The organism is Saccharopolyspora oryzae, from assembly GCF_027853915.1.
Taxonomy (GTDB): domain Bacteria; phylum Actinomycetota; class Actinomycetes; order Mycobacteriales; family Pseudonocardiaceae; genus Saccharopolyspora; species Saccharopolyspora oryzae.
Window position 1 is genome coordinate 193522 of sequence record NZ_JAQGLA010000002.1, and the last position, 15992, is coordinate 209513.

The 15992-nt window shown below is 70.0% G+C and carries 13 protein-coding genes and 1 pseudogene; 5 read left to right on the forward strand and 9 right to left on the reverse strand.

Annotation, left to right across the window (positions count from 1 at the left end; genetic code table 11):
- Positions 1-99 precede the first annotated feature (99 nt).
- Entirely contained in the window at positions 100-1500 is a 1401-nt protein-coding gene (locus OU415_RS02170; RefSeq protein WP_270946785.1) for an HNH endonuclease signature motif containing protein, read from the forward strand.
- Positions 1501-1513: 13 nt separating this feature from the next.
- On the opposite strand, the gene OU415_RS02175 is transcribed toward OU415_RS02170, so the two are convergent.
- The 6 genes from OU415_RS02175 to OU415_RS02200 all read right to left on the reverse strand — a co-directional run bounded on the left by OU415_RS02175 (position 1514) and on the right by OU415_RS02200 (position 7756).
- The gene (locus OU415_RS02175) at positions 1514-2161 is read right to left on the reverse strand and encodes a class II aldolase/adducin family protein (protein WP_270946786.1); all 648 of its coding nucleotides are present in this window, start codon (positions 2159-2161) and stop codon (positions 1514-1516) included.
- A gap of 13 nt (positions 2162-2174) precedes the next feature.
- Positions 2175-2669, reverse strand: a complete 495-nt coding sequence (locus OU415_RS02180) for a ribose-5-phosphate isomerase (RefSeq protein ID WP_270946787.1) — start codon at positions 2667-2669, stop codon at positions 2175-2177.
- On the reverse strand, positions 2666-4405 hold the full coding sequence (locus tag OU415_RS02185; protein WP_270946788.1) for a dihydroxyacetone kinase family protein: 1740 nt from the start codon (positions 4403-4405) through the stop codon (positions 2666-2668). The genes OU415_RS02180 and OU415_RS02185 overlap by 4 nt, the downstream gene beginning before the upstream one ends.
- 22 nt (positions 4406-4427) lie before the next feature.
- On the reverse strand, positions 4428-5891 hold the full coding sequence (locus OU415_RS02190) for an FGGY-family carbohydrate kinase (protein ID WP_270946789.1): 1464 nt from the start codon (positions 5889-5891) through the stop codon (positions 4428-4430).
- Entirely contained in the window at positions 5888-6946 is a 1059-nt protein-coding gene (locus tag OU415_RS02195) for a 2-hydroxyacid dehydrogenase (RefSeq protein ID WP_270946790.1), read from the reverse strand. Before OU415_RS02195 ends, OU415_RS02190 begins: the two co-directional genes overlap by 4 nt.
- Before the next feature lie 111 nt (positions 6947-7057).
- Positions 7058-7756, reverse strand: coding sequence for an HAD family hydrolase (locus OU415_RS02200; protein ID WP_270946791.1), 699 nt, complete (start codon positions 7754-7756; stop codon positions 7058-7060).
- A gap of 123 nt (positions 7757-7879) precedes the next feature.
- On the opposite strand from OU415_RS02200, the gene OU415_RS02205 reads away from it, so the two are divergent.
- The 3 genes from OU415_RS02205 to OU415_RS02215 all read left to right on the forward strand — a co-directional run bounded on the left by OU415_RS02205 (position 7880) and on the right by OU415_RS02215 (position 10829).
- Positions 7880-8668, forward strand: a complete 789-nt coding sequence (locus OU415_RS02205; RefSeq protein WP_270946792.1) for a DeoR/GlpR family DNA-binding transcription regulator — start codon at positions 7880-7882, stop codon at positions 8666-8668.
- Positions 8669-8816: 148 nt separating this feature from the next.
- The gene (locus OU415_RS02210; protein ID WP_270946793.1) at positions 8817-10169 is read left to right on the forward strand and encodes an MFS transporter; all 1353 of its coding nucleotides are present in this window, start codon (positions 8817-8819) and stop codon (positions 10167-10169) included.
- 48 nt (positions 10170-10217) lie between these two features.
- Positions 10218-10829: a hypothetical protein gene (locus tag OU415_RS02215; protein ID WP_270946794.1), complete on the forward strand. Its 612-nt coding sequence runs from the start codon at positions 10218-10220 to the stop codon at positions 10827-10829.
- 477 nt (positions 10830-11306) lie between these two features.
- On the opposite strand, the pseudogene OU415_RS38285 reads toward OU415_RS02215, so the two are convergent.
- From OU415_RS38285 to OU415_RS02225, 3 genes and pseudogenes are all read right to left on the reverse strand, one after another.
- Positions 11307-11909: pseudogene (locus tag OU415_RS38285) on the reverse strand (PIG-L family deacetylase); the annotation flags it as partial.
- Positions 11906-14368: a GtrA family protein gene (locus tag OU415_RS02220; RefSeq protein ID WP_270946795.1), complete on the reverse strand. Its 2463-nt coding sequence runs from the start codon at positions 14366-14368 to the stop codon at positions 11906-11908. The pseudogene OU415_RS38285 and the gene OU415_RS02220, both read right to left, overlap by 4 nt.
- Positions 14368-15270 (reverse strand): glycosyltransferase family 2 protein, encoded by a 903-nt coding sequence (locus OU415_RS02225; RefSeq protein WP_270946796.1) that lies wholly within the window; start codon positions 15268-15270, stop codon positions 14368-14370. The genes OU415_RS02220 and OU415_RS02225 overlap by 1 nt, the downstream gene beginning before the upstream one ends.
- A 70-nt stretch (positions 15271-15340) precedes the next feature.
- Between OU415_RS02225 and OU415_RS02230 the strand changes: the two genes are divergently transcribed.
- The gene (locus OU415_RS02230) at positions 15341-15835 is read left to right on the forward strand and encodes an MmpS family transport accessory protein (RefSeq protein ID WP_270946797.1); all 495 of its coding nucleotides are present in this window, start codon (positions 15341-15343) and stop codon (positions 15833-15835) included.
- Positions 15836-15992: the final 157 nt, after the last annotated feature.

Sequence of the window (15992 nt, forward strand, 5' to 3'; positions counted from 1 at the left end):
TTCTCCCGGGGCGAGAACCGCTGCGAGCGGGGTTTGATCACCTTATCGAGCTACCTTTATTTGATCGAATCTATGTTCGATTCGTGGGACACTTGAGGCATGGCACCGCTGATGACGTCCACTGATGTTGGCGCCGACGCCTCTTTTGGCGCGGCGGCGACTCCGACTGCGCCTGCTGGGTTTGGCGTGGTTGTCGAGTCTTGTCCGGCGGTGGGGTGCTCCGATGCCGAGCTCGTTGCTGAGATCGCCGAGATCGAGCGGGCCGTTCGTGTTGCTCGGATGCGGCAGCTGCAGCTGATCGCCGAGGCCGAGCATCGGAGGTTGCCGTCGGAGCAGGGCGCGCGTTCTGCGCAGGTGTGGCTGCAGGAGTTGCTCCGCATTGACCTGTCCGAGGCGAAGACTCGTGTTGTCGTCGCTCGCGATGTTGAGCGGCAGACGAGCAGCTACGGCGAACCGCTTGCCGCCGATCTGCCCGCTACGGCCGATGCCCTCGACGACGGGGCGATCGGGATCGAGCATGCGCGGGTGGTTTCTCGCTGCGTGCGCAGCATGCCCGAGTACGCGCGCGTGCATCACACCGCCGACATCGACGCACTCCTGGCCGACAACGCTCGTCGCATGTGTCCGCGTGATCTCGCCAAGCTCGCTGAGCGCATCAAGTACCTGCTGGACCAGGACGGGGCTTACCGCGACGAGGAAGCCCAGTACGAGGCGCGGGAACTGCACTATGCCACCGGGCGGGACGGCATGTTGGTCATCAAGGCGCGCCTCGACCGGGAGACCGGCGCGAAGTTCGTGGAAGCCATCCGGCCGCTGTCAGCTCCCCGTCCCGAAGCGGACGGCGAGAAGGATCCGCGTGATGCCGGGCAGCGCAATGCCGACGGGCTCGCTGCGATGGTCGATCTCGTGCTGAACTCCGAGCAGATGCCGCGCACCGGGGGTCAGCGTCCGCATCTGAACATCACCGTCGACTTCGACGACCTCAAGCGGGGGTTGCTGCTCGGCGACGAGGGCATGCCCGGCACTCTGCAGGCCACCGAGCAGTCCATCACCGCGGAGAACGTCCGTCGCATCGCCTGCGACTGCGAGGTCCTGCCCGTCGTTCTCGGGGGCGACAGCCTCCCGCTGGACGTCGGAACGGCCCAGCGGACGGCGCCCACGCACATCCGGGCGGCGTTGTTGCAGCGTGATGGGGTGTGCGCGTTCCCGGGGTGCGACCGTCCGCCTGGGACACCGCAAGCGCACCACGTCACGCACTGGATCGACGGAGGGCCCACCACCGTCGACAACATGATCATGCTGTGCGGGCACCACCACCGCATCATCCACAGTCAGCAGTGGCGGATCGCGTTGCACAGCGGGCGGCCCGTGTTCACACCACCGTCCGATGTGGACCCTTCGCGAACACCGAGGCCAGGCGGCAGAGCACTGCCCGCCGCCTACCGCGACACCCTCCGGGATCTCATCCCTGCACCCAGGGCCCCGGAGGGCATCGCGTGACGCGCTTTTCCGCTCAGCGCGGCTGCTGGCCGTATCCGGAGAACAGCTCCGCGCAGCGGGCCAGCTCCTCCTCGCTGAGCAGACTCGGGTCACCAACTCGCGTTGCGGTCAGCCACAACTCGCACAGCCACTCCAGCTGGCGGGCTCGGTTGTAGGCCTTCGGCAAGGAATCCGCGATGGTGACCGTGCCGTGGTTGCGCAGGATGCAGCCGGTGCGATCCGCCAAGGCCTTCGACATCGACTCCGCCAAGGCGTCCGAGCCGAACGTCGCGTAATCCGCCACCCGCACCGGGCCGCCGAAATCCGCCAGCTGGTAGTGCACCGCCGGAACCTCGTTGCGCAGCAACGACAACGCCGTCGCGTGCAGCGAATGCGTGTGCACCACCGCACCCGCGTCGTGCTCCCGGTACGCCGTCAGGTGCATCGGCAGCTCCGAGGTGGGCTTGAGCTCGCCCTCGACCACCACACCATCCAGGTTCACCACCGGGATGTCCGCCACCTGGAGATCGTCGTAATCGACGCCCGACGGCGTCACCGCCACCAGATCACCGCAGCGCACCGACACGTTGCCGGACGTGCCCACCACCAGCCGGTCCGCCGTCATGCGCTGGGCGATGGCGATGACCTCGCTCCGTTGCGCGGCCAGTCGCGAACTGCTCACTTCACACCTTCGTTCAACACGAGACGCCAGGAACTTCCGACGCCGCCGACTCGTAACCGCTGATCGCCGCCACCTTCTCAGCCGACGCCGACGACTCGTCGAAGTGGTAGCCCAGCCACTCCCCCGCCAGCTTGCGAGCCAGCTCCAAACCGACCACCCGCTGGCCGAAGCACAGCACCTGGGCGTTGTTGCTCAGGATCGAGCGCTCCACCGAGTAGCTGTCGTGCGCGGTGACCGCGCGGATGCCCGGCACCTTGTTCGCGCTGATGGCCACGCCCAGACCGGTGCCGCACACCAGCAGCGCGCGATCCGCCTTGCCCTCGGCGACCAGACGCGCGGCGTTGACCGCCACGTGCGGGTAAGCCGTGTGCTCATCGGAGCCCACGCCCACGTCCACCACATCGGCCACGCGCGGGTCGTTCTCCAAGTCCTTCTTCAACGCGTCCTTGTACTGCAGCCCCGCGTCGTCGGAACCGACCACGATGCGCAGCGGCGCCTGCTCAGTCACTTCTCCTCGTCCTTCCTGTCACCGGCGAGCACCTCGCCGATCCGGGTGAGCGCGAGCGCCAACGACGTCGCACCGGGATCCGGCGTTCCGACGCTGCGCTCCGCCAGCGGTCGAGCACGACCAGTGCGGGGGCGCAGGTCTGCGGTCTTCGCCGCGGCCTCCGTGGCGACCTCCGCCGCGCGGGCCCAGGCCTCGCGGCCGCTCGCACCGCCGTCGACCTCGCGGCGCAGCGCCTCCACGAACGGCACCATCGCGTCGACCAGCGTCTTGTCGCCGAGCTCCGCACGACCCAGCCGCTGCACGGAAGCCAACGCCGCCGACGCACCGGAAGTCAGATCGCCCGGCAGTGCCGCGCGGTGGTCCGGCAGCATGTCGCCGAACGACCGCAGCGCCGCGCCCCACAGGACGCCCGAGGTGCCACCGGCCTTCGCCGCCCAGGCGTCACCGGCATCGACCAGCACCGCCGCCGGGCCGACGCCCTTCGCCGCCGCTTCCTCCGCAGCCGCGATCGCCGCCGCGCTGCCGCGCGTCATGCCCCGGCCGTGGTCGCCGTCGCCGGCGATCGCGTCGAGACGGCCCAGCTCCTCTTCCTCGTCGTGCAGCAGATCCGCGATCGCGCGGAGTGCCTTCACCACGGTCGCCGAGGTCGCCTGGCCTTCCGCCGGGGCCACCACGGTCACCTTCTCCGGCAGCTCCGGCAGCTCCTCGTCCTCGACCTCCGCGTCCGCGGCGGCGATCTCGACGTTGCCCTTGCGGTACGCCGGCGAATCCGCCGGGGCCTGCCACAGCCGCTCCAGCTCGTCGTCCAGCCAGGTCAGGGTCAGCGAACAACCCGCCATGTCCAGGCTCGTCACCAGCTCGCCTACCTCGGGCGCGACGACCTCGATCCCGGCCTCGGCCAGCAGGCGGGACACGGTGCCCCACACCACGAACAGCTCTTCGTACTTGGTGGCGCCCAGACCGTTCAGGATCGCCGTCACCCGACGGGATCCGGTCTCCGGAGCCTCCGCGAGCAGACCGTCGACCAGGATCTTCGCCAGCTCCGAGGCCGACGGCAGCTCCCGCTCCGAGACGCCCGGCTCGCCGTGGATACCCAGCCCGAGGCCCATCCGGCCCTCCGGCACCTCGAACAGCGGGTGGTCCTGGCCCGGCAGCGTGCAGCCGTCGAAGGCCACGCCCAGGCTGCGGGTGCGCGCGTTGGCGTGCTCGGCGACCCGGATGACCTCGTCGAAGTCGTAGCCCTCCTCGGCCGCCGCGGAAGCGACCTTGAAGACCACGAAGTCACCGACCACGCCGCGGCGCTTGTTCTGCTCCGCCGCCGGAGCGCTGGCCACGTCATCGGTGACCACCACGTTGTGCGCCCGGATCCCTTCGCGCTCCAACCGCTCCACGGCCAGACCGAAGTTCATGTTGTCCCCGGCGTAGTTGCCGAAGGAGAACACCACCCCGGCACCGCGGTCCACCGCGCGGCCGACCGAGTACGCGTCATCGGCCGACGGCGAGGTGAAGATGTTGCCGATGACCGAACCGTCGGCGAAGCCCGGCCCGACCACGCCGCAGAACGCCGGGTAATGCCCAGATCCGCCACCGGTGACCACGGCGACCTTGCCCCGCCGCGGCCGCTTGGCCCGCACCACACCGCCCGGCACCTGCCGGACGTAGGAAGGATGCGCAGCCACGAAACCGGTCACCATGTCCTCGGTGAACGTCGCCGGGTCGTCGTACAAGCGCGTCATCGCACTTCTCCTCAAGCAGCAGTCAGGAGCTCGCGCCCCAGTGCGGGCGGGCGCGGTCGATCGAAACCAGGTACTCGCGGTAGCCGCGTTCGTAGAACTCCACCGCGTTCGGGTGCGGCTGCACGGTACGCCGCCCCTGGGCCCACAGCTCGCGGTCCACCGGCTCGCCCAGCGAGTCCCACGCGGTCATGGCCGCGCCGCGCGCGCCCACGCCTTCCTCGTAGGGCACGTGCAGCGGACGGCCGAGCACGTCGGCGAAGATCTGGCTCCACGCCGCCGAACGCGCCCCACCACCGCAGGCCGAGACCTCACCGGTCAGACCAGCGGATTCCAGGTTGTGCCGGGCCGCGTAGGCCACCGCCTCGCACATCGCGCGGACCAGGTCCGCCTGCGCGGTGTCCAGCGACAGCCCGGTGAACTGGCCGCGCGCGTGCGGGGCCACGAACGGCGCCCGCTCGCCCGAGGTGGACAGGAACGACAGCGCCGAAACACCGCCGGCACCGGGCTTGCTGCTGGCGAGCAACGTCTCCAGCTGGTCCACCCCGGCGCCCACCATGGCCAGCACCCAGTCCAGGTTGGCGGTGCCGACCATCGCCGGCATCACCCGCAGGTAGCGCTGCTCCAGCGGGGTCGCCAGCCACATGCCCGCGGCCTCGCCGTGCGGGTCGATGGCGACGTCGTCGCGCAGCACCTGGCAACCCAGCGTCGTGCCGATCACCAGGCTGCCGTCACCGACATTGCTGACGCCGGAACCGAACGCGCAGGCGGGCAGGTCGAACGGACCCGCCGACACCGGAAGTCCCGCAGGCAGACCGAGTTCCTTGGCCGCCTTGCCGTCCAGCGCGAACAGCTTGTTGCGCGGTGCGGGCTCGGCCAGCAGCCGCCGGTGCTCGGCGATCCCGCACGCCTCCAGCGCGGCCTGCGAGTAGGCGCGCTCCTTCACGTCCAGGAACGGCAGCGAAGCATCGGAGGCGTCCACGGTGATCTCACCGGTGAAGCGCTGCACGATCGCGTCGACGCAGTATCCGGCGACGGCGGCCCGCTCCAGGCGCTCCGGGGCGTGCTCGGCGAGGTGCGCCAGCAGCGGCCCCGCCGAACCGGGGAACATCCCCGACCCGGTGAGCTCGAAGACCTTCCGCTGCACACCGGATTCGCCCCAGCTGTCCAGGACACCGGCCGCGCGGGCGTCCAGCCACGAGATCGCCGGGCCGACCTGCTGGCCCTGGTGGTCGCGCAGCCAGAGGCCATCGCCCTGGCCGGTGATGGCCAGCGCTTCGACCACTTCGCCGGTGCTCTCGGCGACCGCAGCGACCTCGCGCACCACGCGGACCACCGAACCGATGACCTCGTCGAGGTCCTGCTCGACCCGGCCGCCCGGCAGCCGGTTGAGGGTGCTGCGCATGCTGTGCGTGACCAGGGCGGTTCCGTTGCGGTTGAGCAGCGACGCCTTGGTCACGGACGTTCCGACGTCAACCCCGATGATCATGGCTGCAGACCCTCGAACTTCGCCAGCACGTCCGGGTTGGCCACGAAGCGCGGGCGCTTGCCCTCGAGGTACAGCGCGACCTCGCCGGCCACGATCTGCGCGGCTCGGTGCGCGGTCTGGCGGGTGGCACCGGCCAGGTGCGGGGTGGTGATGACGTTCGGCGCGTCGAACAGCGGCCAGTCGCGGGGCGGCGGCTCGATGTCGTAGACGTCGACGGCCAGCGCGCCGAGCCGACCGGACTTCAGCAGCTCCGGCAGCGGCGCGTAGTCCAGCAGGCCACCGCGCGCGGAGTTGATCAGCACCGCGCCTTCCGGCAGCAGCTTGAGGTTGTCGGCGTTGAGCAGGTTCTTGGTCTCCGGGGTCAGCCGCGCGTGCAGGCTGACCACCGAGCTGCGGCGCAGCAGGTCGTCGAGCTCGACCAGCTCGACGCCGTCGCGCGCGGCGTCCTCGGTCTTGACGAACGGGTCGGAGACCAGCACGTGCGAGCCGAAGGCCTTGAGCACGCGGGCCACGATCTTGCCGATCGCGCCGTAGCCGACGAGACCGACGGTGGCGCCCTCGAGCTCGATGCCGGCGTTCTCGTAGGCGTAGTAGTCACCGCGCCAGTTGCCCGACTTCAGCTCCGCGTCGGAACCGGGGATGCGGCGCAGCGCGGCGAGGGTCAACCCGACCGCGAACTCGGCGGCCGCGGCGGCGTTGCGGCCCGGCGCGTAGCTGACGATCACACCGTTGTCGGTGGCGGCCTGCAGGTCGACGTTCACCGGCCCGCCGCGGCAGACGCCGACGAACTTCAGGTTCGGGGCGGCGGCCAGCACGTCGGAGGTGAACGGCGCCATCTGGGTGGCCACGATCTCCGCGTCGCCCAACGCGTCGAGCAGCTGCTGCTCGGTTCCGCTGGCCTCGAGCACGTTGCCGACCGGGCCGAACGGCTCCACCGGCCACGGCAGCTTCAGGGTGCTGAACTGCAGGTCGTGCGCACCCGCGCTGTCGCGGAGGGCGTCGACGAACACCTCGGGGGCGACGAAGTGGTCGCCTGCGGCCAGAACGCTGGTCATGGAGGACTCCTTTGTCACAAAGGCTGTCTTGCTGCGCTGCCCCGATTCTGCGTGATCAGAACCGTTCTACCTGCCCAGGAGCGGGGCGGCGCGGACGGGAGGAACGGGGGGTCAGCTGCCGACCGGCTCCGGCAGCGAGCCCACCAGGCGCTGCCGGACGTCGTCGAGGTCCGAGGCGACGTAGCTGGCACCGGCCAGCGCATCCTCGGCCGGGGGGTAGTCGGCGTTGGGGATGGCCACCACGGTCATCCCGGCGGCCGCGGCCGCGCGCAGGCCGTTGCTGGAGTCCTCGACCGCCAGGCACTGCTTCGGGTCCTGGCCGAGCTTCTCGGCGGCCGCCAGGTAGACGTCCGGACTGGGCTTGCCCTTGGGCACCTCGGCGCTGGACACCGTGGCGCTGAAGTGCTTGACCAGGCCGTGGCGGTCCAGCACGGCGTCGATCAGGCGGCGCGGCGCGGAGGAGGCGAGCGCGATCGGGGCCCGGGCAGCGGACTCCTCGACCATCCGGGCCGAACCCGGCAGCAGCTCGATCTCACCGCCGTCGAGCGCGGCGATCATGTCGTCGACCACGATCTTCTCGGTGGCCTCGGCGGATTCGGTCGCCTCGGCGAACTCGGCGAGGAACGCCGACCACTCGGGGGCGCTCATGCCCTGGACCTGCCGGGTCTGCGCCACCGTCCAGGTCTTGCCGCGAGCGGCGGCGAACTTGGCCCACATCCGCTCCCAGAGGTGTTCGCTCTCGACCAGGACGCCGTCCATGTCGAACACGACCGCGCGGTGGACGCCGTTCGGCCCCTCGGACTGGGTCATCTCAAACCTCCCGCCAAACACTGGTACGGCTCAAATTAACATGACCAACGTTAATTGTCACCCTTTGATTGATAGTTCGGCGTCACCTCCCGAACAGGCCCCCGCGCGGGGCAAGATGACCGCATGGCGTCCGCACCGAAGAAGCAGTCCCCCCGAATCCTGCGGCAGCAGAAGATCATCGACCACGTGGTCGCGCAGGGTTTCGCGAGCGCCGCGGAGCTGTCCGAGCTGACCGGGGTCAGCCTGATGACCGTGCACCGCGACCTCGACGACCTGGTCACCCGGGGCCTGCTGCGCAAGTACCACGGCGGGGTCTCCGCCCAACCGTCCACGGTGTTCGAGAGCAGCTCGGACTTCCGCCTGCACACCCACACCGCGGAGAAGGAAGCCCTGGCCAGGGACGCGCTGCAGTTCATCACCCCCGGCATGTCGGTGATGCTGGACGACTCGACCACCGCGCTCGCGCTGGCCAGGCTGCTGCCCGACGTCGGCCCGCTGACCGTGGTCAGCAACTACCGGCAGGTGCAGGAGACGCTGCGCGACGTGCCCGACATCCGGCTGATCGGCCTGGGCGGCGAGTACTCCCGAACCCACGACTCCTACCTGGGCCTGCCCTGCCAGGAGATGATCAACGCCTTCTCGGTGGACATCGTGTTCCTGTCCACCTCGGCGATGAACGCGCGGCTCACCTTCCACCAGGAGCAGGAGATCGTGCTGGTCAAGCGGGCGATGCTGGCCAGCGCCACGACCAAGGTGCTGATGATGGACGCCAGCAAGGTGGCCCGCTCGGCGCTGCACCAGTTCGCCCCGGTCAGCGCCTTCGACCACGTCCTGCTGGCCGGCGAGCTGGACCCCACCCTGGTCGAGGAGATGCGCGAGCAGACCGACGTCCGGCTCGCTCCCGTGGAGTGATCGACTGCGCCGCCCACCCGGAGCCGCGGTAGATATCGTTTAAATTAACGTCTTGCGCGTTAATATGAACGAGGTGCATGATAGCCAGCACTCGTAGACCGGCCCGCTGTGAGCGTGCGCCGAGAACTTCCACTCCTTGGAGACAGTGATGTCCCAACAGACCGCAGCGGAGGCCGAGGCGAACCGCCCGGCCAGCAGACTCGACCGCATCGGCATTCCCAAGCCCCTGTTCTGGGGCTTCGTCGCCGTGCTGATCTTCATGATCGGCGACGGCGTGGAGACCACCTTCCTCTCGGACTACCTCCAGCAGCCCGAGGGCGGCGGACTGCCCGGGTCGACTGCCGCTTTCGCCACGGTCACCATCTACGGCGTCGCGGCGATGATCGCCTCCTGGTTCTCCGGGACGCTTTCCGCGATCTGGGGCCCGCGCCGGGTGATGTGGCTCGGTGGCGCCTGGTGGGTCGTGTTCGAGCTGCTGTTCCTGTTCGTGGCGCTGCCCTCGCACAACGGAACGCTGATCGTCGCCACCTACGGCCTCCGCGGCTTCGCCTACCCGCTGTTCGCCTTCGCGTTCCTGGTGTGGGTGCAGATCGCCAGCCCGGTCAAGATGCGCGGCTCGGTCGCCGGCTGGTTCTGGTTCGCCTTCACCGGTGGTCTGCCGACCCTGGGCGCGGCGCTGGCCGCGGTCGCGATGGGCGTCTTCGGCTTGGACCAGCACGGCACCCTGGTGCTGTCGCTGGTCGTGGTCACCGCCGGTGTGCTCATCGGTAGCTTCGCGGTCCGCGAGAAGCACGGCCTGCTGCCGATCGCCGACGAGACCGTCGAGAACCCGCGCAGCCTCAAGCGGCTGGCCGAGGGCGTCGACATCCTGTGGCGCGACCGCCGCACCCTGGCCGGTGGCCTGATCCGCATCGTCAACACCGCGCCGCAGTACGGCTTCTTCGCGATGTTCCCGTTCGTGCTGGGGCCGGCCACGCCGGGCGGCGGATTCCTCACCTCCTCGGAGGTGGCGACCCTCGCCTCGATCAGTTACGGCGCCAACATCGCCGCGAACCTGTTCTTCGGGGTCTTCGCCGACCGCTTCGGCTGGCGGCGCACGATCACCTGGTTCGGCTGCGTGGGCTGCGCCATCGCGACCCCGCTCTGGTACTTCACCGCGGTGAGCACCCAGAGCTTCGCGGTGACGGCCACCTTCGGCGTCGTCTACGGCATCCTGCTGGCCGGGTTCGTCCCGCTGTCGGCGCTGATGCCGTCGATGGTCTCCCCCAAGGACAAGGGCGCGGCCCTGGCCATCCTGAACCTCGGTGCCGGTGGCGCCGCGTTCGTCGGCCCGGTCGTGGTCACCATCCTGTTCCCGCTGGTCGGCGGCGGTGGTGTGGCGATCGCCTTCAGCGTGCTCTACATCCTGGTGGCGCTGCTGAGCCTGAAGGTCAAGGACCCGTCCGACCCGGGCGAGGCGCGCAAGCTGAGCGCGGCGGCGCAGACCGTTCCCGCGGCCTGATCGCACTGATCGATGAGCCCGCGTCCCCTTCGGGGGGCGCGGGCTCACGTGCATCCGGCCGTCGTCGCCCAGCGCGGCCACGAAACGGCCGTCCGGGGTGAAGGACGGATCACCGACCGCCGGTCCGAGCACGGCAGTCCGGGTCTCGTCGAAGACCTCGACGAAACCATCGGCGTTGCGGGCCGCGAGGACCGGCGGATTCCCCGCCGCCAACGCCGGGTCGGAAGTGGCCGAGGCCTCGACCCGGCGGACCACGGCCCACCCGGCTTGCTCCCCCAGCACCACCAGATCCCCGGTCCCCACCTCGCGAAACGCGGCGAACGCGAACTGCCCGCGCGCCACCGCTACCGCCCCGGCCGGGCGGTGCGCCGACGGCGACGAGACCAGCTCCGCCTGCCCGGACGCGGTCAGCCTCCAATGCAGCAATCCCACGTCCGCCGCAGCCAGCACGTGCACTTCCCCTGCCCCCGTCACGAGCACCGAGACGCCGTCGCGGACACCGGTCCCACCGAGATCGGTCCACGCCGGTGCGTCGGCGAAGCGGATGCTCACCCCACCCGAGGGATTCTTCGCAGCGACCACGGTTCGACCGCCGGGAACAGCAGCGGCTGCCGGTGCCCCGACGTGCGTCACCTGCTCGCCTGCACGCGGCGCACCTAGCGCGCGCCACGGATTCCCCTTCTCCCGCAGGAAGATCTCGCCGGTGTAGCGGTCCTGCGCGACGATCGTGCCCGCGTCCACGAGAACCGCCGAACGCGGTACGAATCCCGGGGTAGCCACCACCGACTCCGCGGATCCGGATCCCTCGATCAACCGGTCACCGCGCACGAAGACGTGCACTTCCCGACCGCTGCTGTCGGTCACGATCCAGTTCGGGCCCCACGGCCAGCGCTGCCTCATGCTCCGCAGCCAAGTCGCGTACGGCTCGTCGAGGCTGACCACCGGGTCGTGCCGGGCGTAGTGCTCGAAGATCGCCCGCTTGTCCGCCACGACCTCCGGCGGCAGGTTCGGCGGCGCATCGGCGATGTCGTAGTCGCGGTAGTGCACGAGATGCGCTTGAAACGCGGCGCTGCGCATCGCGGTCTCGGCGAATCGCGCGGTCATCACGTGGTCCGGGTGGTTGTGGTGCTCTCCCCACTGCGGCTGGTTCCGGGGATCGGGTTCGGGATCGTGGGTGCGGACGATGGTGGGCTCGACCTGCCGGAGGAGATCGGCCAGCAGCCCGATGATCGAGGCCCGGTCGTGCTCCACCACCGCCACCGGAGAGCCGTCCGGCCGCAGCGTGGCGACCCGAGCGGTCGGGTCCCGCCAAAGCCGGGTGAGCGCGTGCTTGCCACCGGTGGCCTGCGGATCGTTGTCGTCGGGCAAGTTCAGGAAGATCAACCGGATTCCCGGCCGGGCGCGCAACGCGTGCATCTCGACTTCCCCACCGCCGATCCGGAGCGCAGTGACCCGCCAGTCGTCGACGACCCCTGCCATGGCCGCGAACGCGGCACGGGTCCCGGCGCGACGATTCGCGGCGTACTGCGCGGCCGGCTGCACGTCGCTCTCGCCCGCCGTCAGGAACACCGTCGTCACCTCGGCCCCGGAACGCACCGACACCGCCAGATCCGGGTTCATGAACAGGATGTCGTCGTCCGGGTGCGCCACGACCTGCATGTGCGAGCGCTGCGGATCGGCAGCGACCGGCGCGGCGAGCACCAGGAGAAGCGCCACCACGACGAGGACGACCGCTCTCATCGCCCCCACCTCCGTGCCAGCGGTGGCGCGGAAAGCACCGCGGCCAGCGCCGCTCCGGCGCAGATCAGCACGACGTACCAGGCGAAACCGGGTGGGCTCCAGGACAGCACGAGCACACCGCTGGACGCGTTCGGGACGTTCACCCTGAGCAGCCCGGCACCGGTCTGCCCGACCGGAACCGGACGACCGTCCACCTCGGCGCGATAACCGGGCCAGGCGAGGCGGGCGAACACCAGCTCCGACCGCTCCCCCGCACCTGCGAAGCGCACGGTCTCCCGGGTCTGCCCCTGCACCACGTCATCGAGCACCCGCACATCGCGTGCCGAGCTCACCCGACCGTTCGGCCACGGGACGGGCGCGTTCCGGCTGAGCACGACGACTTCGGGGTCCCGTCGTGCGACGCGCCACCCGTCAGGCGGCACCGAAACCTCGCGCAACCGGCGCTGCACCACGACGTGCTCGACGCGCAGCTGGTCGGCCAACCCGTCCGGTCCCCACAGCCGGTCGTAGGCGCGCGGACAAGTGGCGCCGAAGTAGCCCAGGCAGAGCTCGGTGTGCAGTGCGTCGTACCCGATTCCCGTGTAGGACACCAGATTCGCCGTGCCGGCCGCCGCCGGCATGTTGCCGAACAGCAGTTGCGACCACGCCTGCCGCGATGCGATCTGCTCGGGTGGAACCAAGCCGCGATCGGCGACCTGCACCACGGTGCCGTCACCGAACGGGGCGAAATGCGCGCGCAATTCCCGCACATCTGCGGGGAAGTTGTACGCCGCGACGTCGCGATTGGCCGGGAACCACGCCATTTGCAGCGCCAGCACGCACACCGTGCCCAAGTGCAGCACCGCGACGAGCATCCGAGTGCGCAACGCCAGCAGGAGCAGGCCACCGACCACGACCAGGGACACCAGGTGCTTCGGCGCCTGCGCAGGCCACGCGGCGACCGCCAGGTACCCGCCGACCAGCAACGATGCAGCGGAACAGGCCAACCGCACCTTGAACCGGTCGGTGCGCAGACCTCGGGACAGCAGAACGGCGAGCAGGACGGCGACGGCCAGGTGCAGCACCACGACGTTGCGCAGCGGCCAGCGGAACATCCACAGGTTCGACGGCCCCAGGCAGAGCAGGAAGTAGCAGCCCGCGAGCACGACAGCGCAGCTCCGCCACCGGATGGCGCGCCAATCCAGCCAGGCCAGCAACGGGACCGCGAACCAGGCGAAGTAGGTCGCGGGCACCGACATCCGGAACGTGCCGAACGTGGAGATCTGCGGGAGGAAGGAAGGCAGGCTCGCGTTGAGCAGATCACCGATGCCCGGCACCAGCTGACCGATGTTGAAGAACTCGTACCCGGACCGCCACCCCACCGCCGACGCCGCCAGCACCGGGCCGTAGACCAGCGGCAACGCGGCGCCCACCGCCACGCCGAGCAGCACCAGCCGCAACCGGTCCCCGGCTCGCTCGACCAGCAGCCCGGCGAAGACCAAGCACAGCGCCAGCACGCTGTAGGGGTCACCGGCCGAGACGCAGAGGAAGCACAGCAGCCAGGCCACGACCGGTGGCACCCGGTCGGTGCGCAGCGCCCACCACGCCCACGGCAACCAGGCGAAGCCCATGAGCCCGCCCGCCCACGAACTGGCCTGGAAGAACAGCACGAACCCGGACACCGGCAGCGCTGCGCCGAGCACCGAGGCGATCCCCCGCGTCGCACCGTGGCTCCGGCACAGCACGAAGGTGCCGACACCGAGGACGACGAGGAACTGCGTCTTCACCACCGCGGCGGCGACCGCGAGATCACCGATCCACACCACCAGCAGGAAGTCCAGCAGGTGCACCGGGTTCCAAATCCCGAACAGCGCCTCGGCGGCCAGGTTCCCGCCCATCCACGAGTCGAGGTCCAGCGCCAGCGGCCACTCACCGGCCAGCAGCCGCTCCCCCAACCGGTGCCACATCGGCAGGAACTGCGCCGCGCTGTCGTCCCAGAAGTAGAACGACGGGTTCACCAGCAGCGGGATCTGGCTCAGCACCGCGACCAACGCGCCAACCCCGGCAGCCGCGGGCCAGTCGCCGAAACCCGCACCACCGCCGGAAGCCGGCCCGCGCCGCGCGGTCAGCACCGCACGGCTGGCGAAGAACGTCGCAGGCAGCACTGCGGCACCCCCGACGAACGGCGCCAGCACCGGGTCGACGCCCACCGCGACCGCAACGGCCACCGCCACCGTGCTCAACCCGATGAGCACCAGGTTCGCCAGCGGGAACAGCACGAAGGTGCGGGCCCCGACCGGGACCCCGAAGGTGAACCGGCAGTTGAGCAGGTAGGAGCACAGCGTGGCCACCGCGGTCGCGACCACGTGCGCCAGCAAGTACGGCACCAGCGCGAACAGGGTGAAGTAGACCGCGCAGTGCACGGTCGTGTTCGCCCCGCCGACCAGCGCGAACCGCCCGAGCTGCGTCCCGCACCGCATCACGACACCAGCTCAGCGGGGCGCAACCGGCGCGCCACGACGTCCGTGCCCAGTTCCGGGCTGCGTTCCTTGATCAGGTAGTGCGGCCGGCACTTGGTCTCGAAGTAGCTCCGCCCCAGGTACTCCCCGAGCACCCCGAGGAAGCACAGCTGCAGGCCGCCCATTCCGGCCAGCCCGACCAGCAGCGCTTCGTCCACCGGCAGCACTGAACCGTCCACAATGGTCTCGAAAGCCGCGCGCACCACCCACGCGGCCGACGCGAGCACCACCAGCGCCCCCAGGTAGATCGACATCCGCAGCGGTTTGGCGTTGAACGAGGTCAGCCCGTCGATGCCGTGCTCGAGCAGCGCGCCGAACGTCCACTTCGACCGACCATCGCGCCTCGGCACGCCCCGGAAGGACACGTAGGCGGTGTCGAAACCGATCCAGGAGAACAGCCCCTTGGAGAACCGGTGGTGCTCGGGCAACGACAGCACCGCGTCCGCCGCACGCCGCGACAGCACCCGGAAATCACCCGCACCGTCCAGCAACCGGACCCCGGCGAAGCGACGAACCGCCCGGTAGTACGCCCTGGCCAGCGTCGACCGCCAACGCCGCTCCCCGCTCCTGCTCCGGCGGGCGACGACCTGGTCGTAACCGGAGTCCAGCAGCGGCAGCATCCGGCGCAGCAACTCGGGCGGGTGCTGCAGGTCGGCGTCCAGCAGCGCGATGCGATCGCCGCGCGCGTGCCGCAATCCGCACAGCATCGCCGATTCCTTCCCGAAGTTGCGGCTCAGCGACACGTAGCGGAAACGCGGGTTCGCCGCCGCCAGCCGACGGGCCTCGCGCAGCGTCCGGTCGGTGCTGCCGTCGTCGACCAGGATCACCTCGTAATCCCGGCCCCATGCTTCTGACCAGCACATTTATGAAGATCATGGGACATACATGGGATGGGATGGGCCTACTGCACTAAGAGCACGAAGGGACAGTCCCATGAACAAGAAGAAGCACCGCGTCCGCAACTTCATCGTGCTGCCCGCCATCGGCCTGCTCGCCGCCGGCGTGATCGCAGGTATCGCTGGCGGCAGGGGCCCCACTTCTGCGCCGAGTTCAGCCCCAGCAGCAGCGGACAGCCGGGCAGCCAGCCCGCAGCCCGCGACGCCGTACGTTTACACGCCGCCGAGCTACCCGGCGATCCCGGACTTCACGGGCACGGACAGCATCGTGTTCGAGATCACCGGGTCGGGTACGGGCATGGTCACCTACAGCTCGGACTCGAACTTCTCGATCGCCCAGGAGACCGGCGTGGACCTGCCCTGGTCGAAGACCATCGAGTTCGAGAAGGCGGCGATCCGGCCCGTGACGATCAACGCGCAGCACACCGCGGGCGCCGGCGCGATCGGATGCCGGATCACGATCAACGGCAAGGTCGCCGTCGAGAACTCCAGCAGCGGGCAGTACGCCGTCGTGTCGTGCACGACGAGCTAGCAACGCGATGAAGCCCCGGGCTGAGCAGTGCAACTTCCCCTTGCACGACTCTCCCGGGGCTCCCCCATCGCCCCGCCCCGGTCGGTGTGCAGTGGGCGGCCGATGGTGCGCGAACCGCGCGACCGCAGCTTAGAACATAGTTTCGACTGATCGCCAT

What these genes read in the sequence shown, in the direction of transcription:
- OU415_RS02170 (WP_270946785.1), top strand. Translation starts at nt 100, where the DNA reads ATGGCACCGCTGATGACGTCCACTGATGTTGGCGCCGACGCCTCTTTT.
- OU415_RS02185 (WP_270946788.1), bottom strand. Translation starts at nt 4,405, where the DNA reads ATGACGCGCTTGTACGACGACCCGGCGACGTTCACCGAGGACATGGTG.
- OU415_RS02190 (WP_270946789.1), bottom strand. Translation starts at nt 5,891, where the DNA reads ATGATCATCGGGGTTGACGTCGGAACGTCCGTGACCAAGGCGTCGCTG.
- OU415_RS02195 (WP_270946790.1), bottom strand. Translation starts at nt 6,946, where the DNA reads ATGACCAGCGTTCTGGCCGCAGGCGACCACTTCGTCGCCCCCGAGGTG.
- OU415_RS02200 (WP_270946791.1), bottom strand. Translation starts at nt 7,756, where the DNA reads ATGACCCAGTCCGAGGGGCCGAACGGCGTCCACCGCGCGGTCGTGTTC.
- OU415_RS02205 (WP_270946792.1), top strand. Translation starts at nt 7,880, where the DNA reads ATGGCGTCCGCACCGAAGAAGCAGTCCCCCCGAATCCTGCGGCAGCAG.
- OU415_RS02210 (WP_270946793.1), top strand. Translation starts at nt 8,817, where the DNA reads ATGTCCCAACAGACCGCAGCGGAGGCCGAGGCGAACCGCCCGGCCAGC.
- OU415_RS02220 (WP_270946795.1), bottom strand. Translation starts at nt 14,368, where the DNA reads ATGCGGTGCGGGACGCAGCTCGGGCGGTTCGCGCTGGTCGGCGGGGCG.
- OU415_RS02225 (WP_270946796.1), bottom strand. Translation starts at nt 15,270, where the DNA reads ATGTGCTGGTCAGAAGCATGGGGCCGGGATTACGAGGTGATCCTGGTC.
- OU415_RS02230 (WP_270946797.1), top strand. Translation starts at nt 15,341, where the DNA reads ATGAACAAGAAGAAGCACCGCGTCCGCAACTTCATCGTGCTGCCCGCC.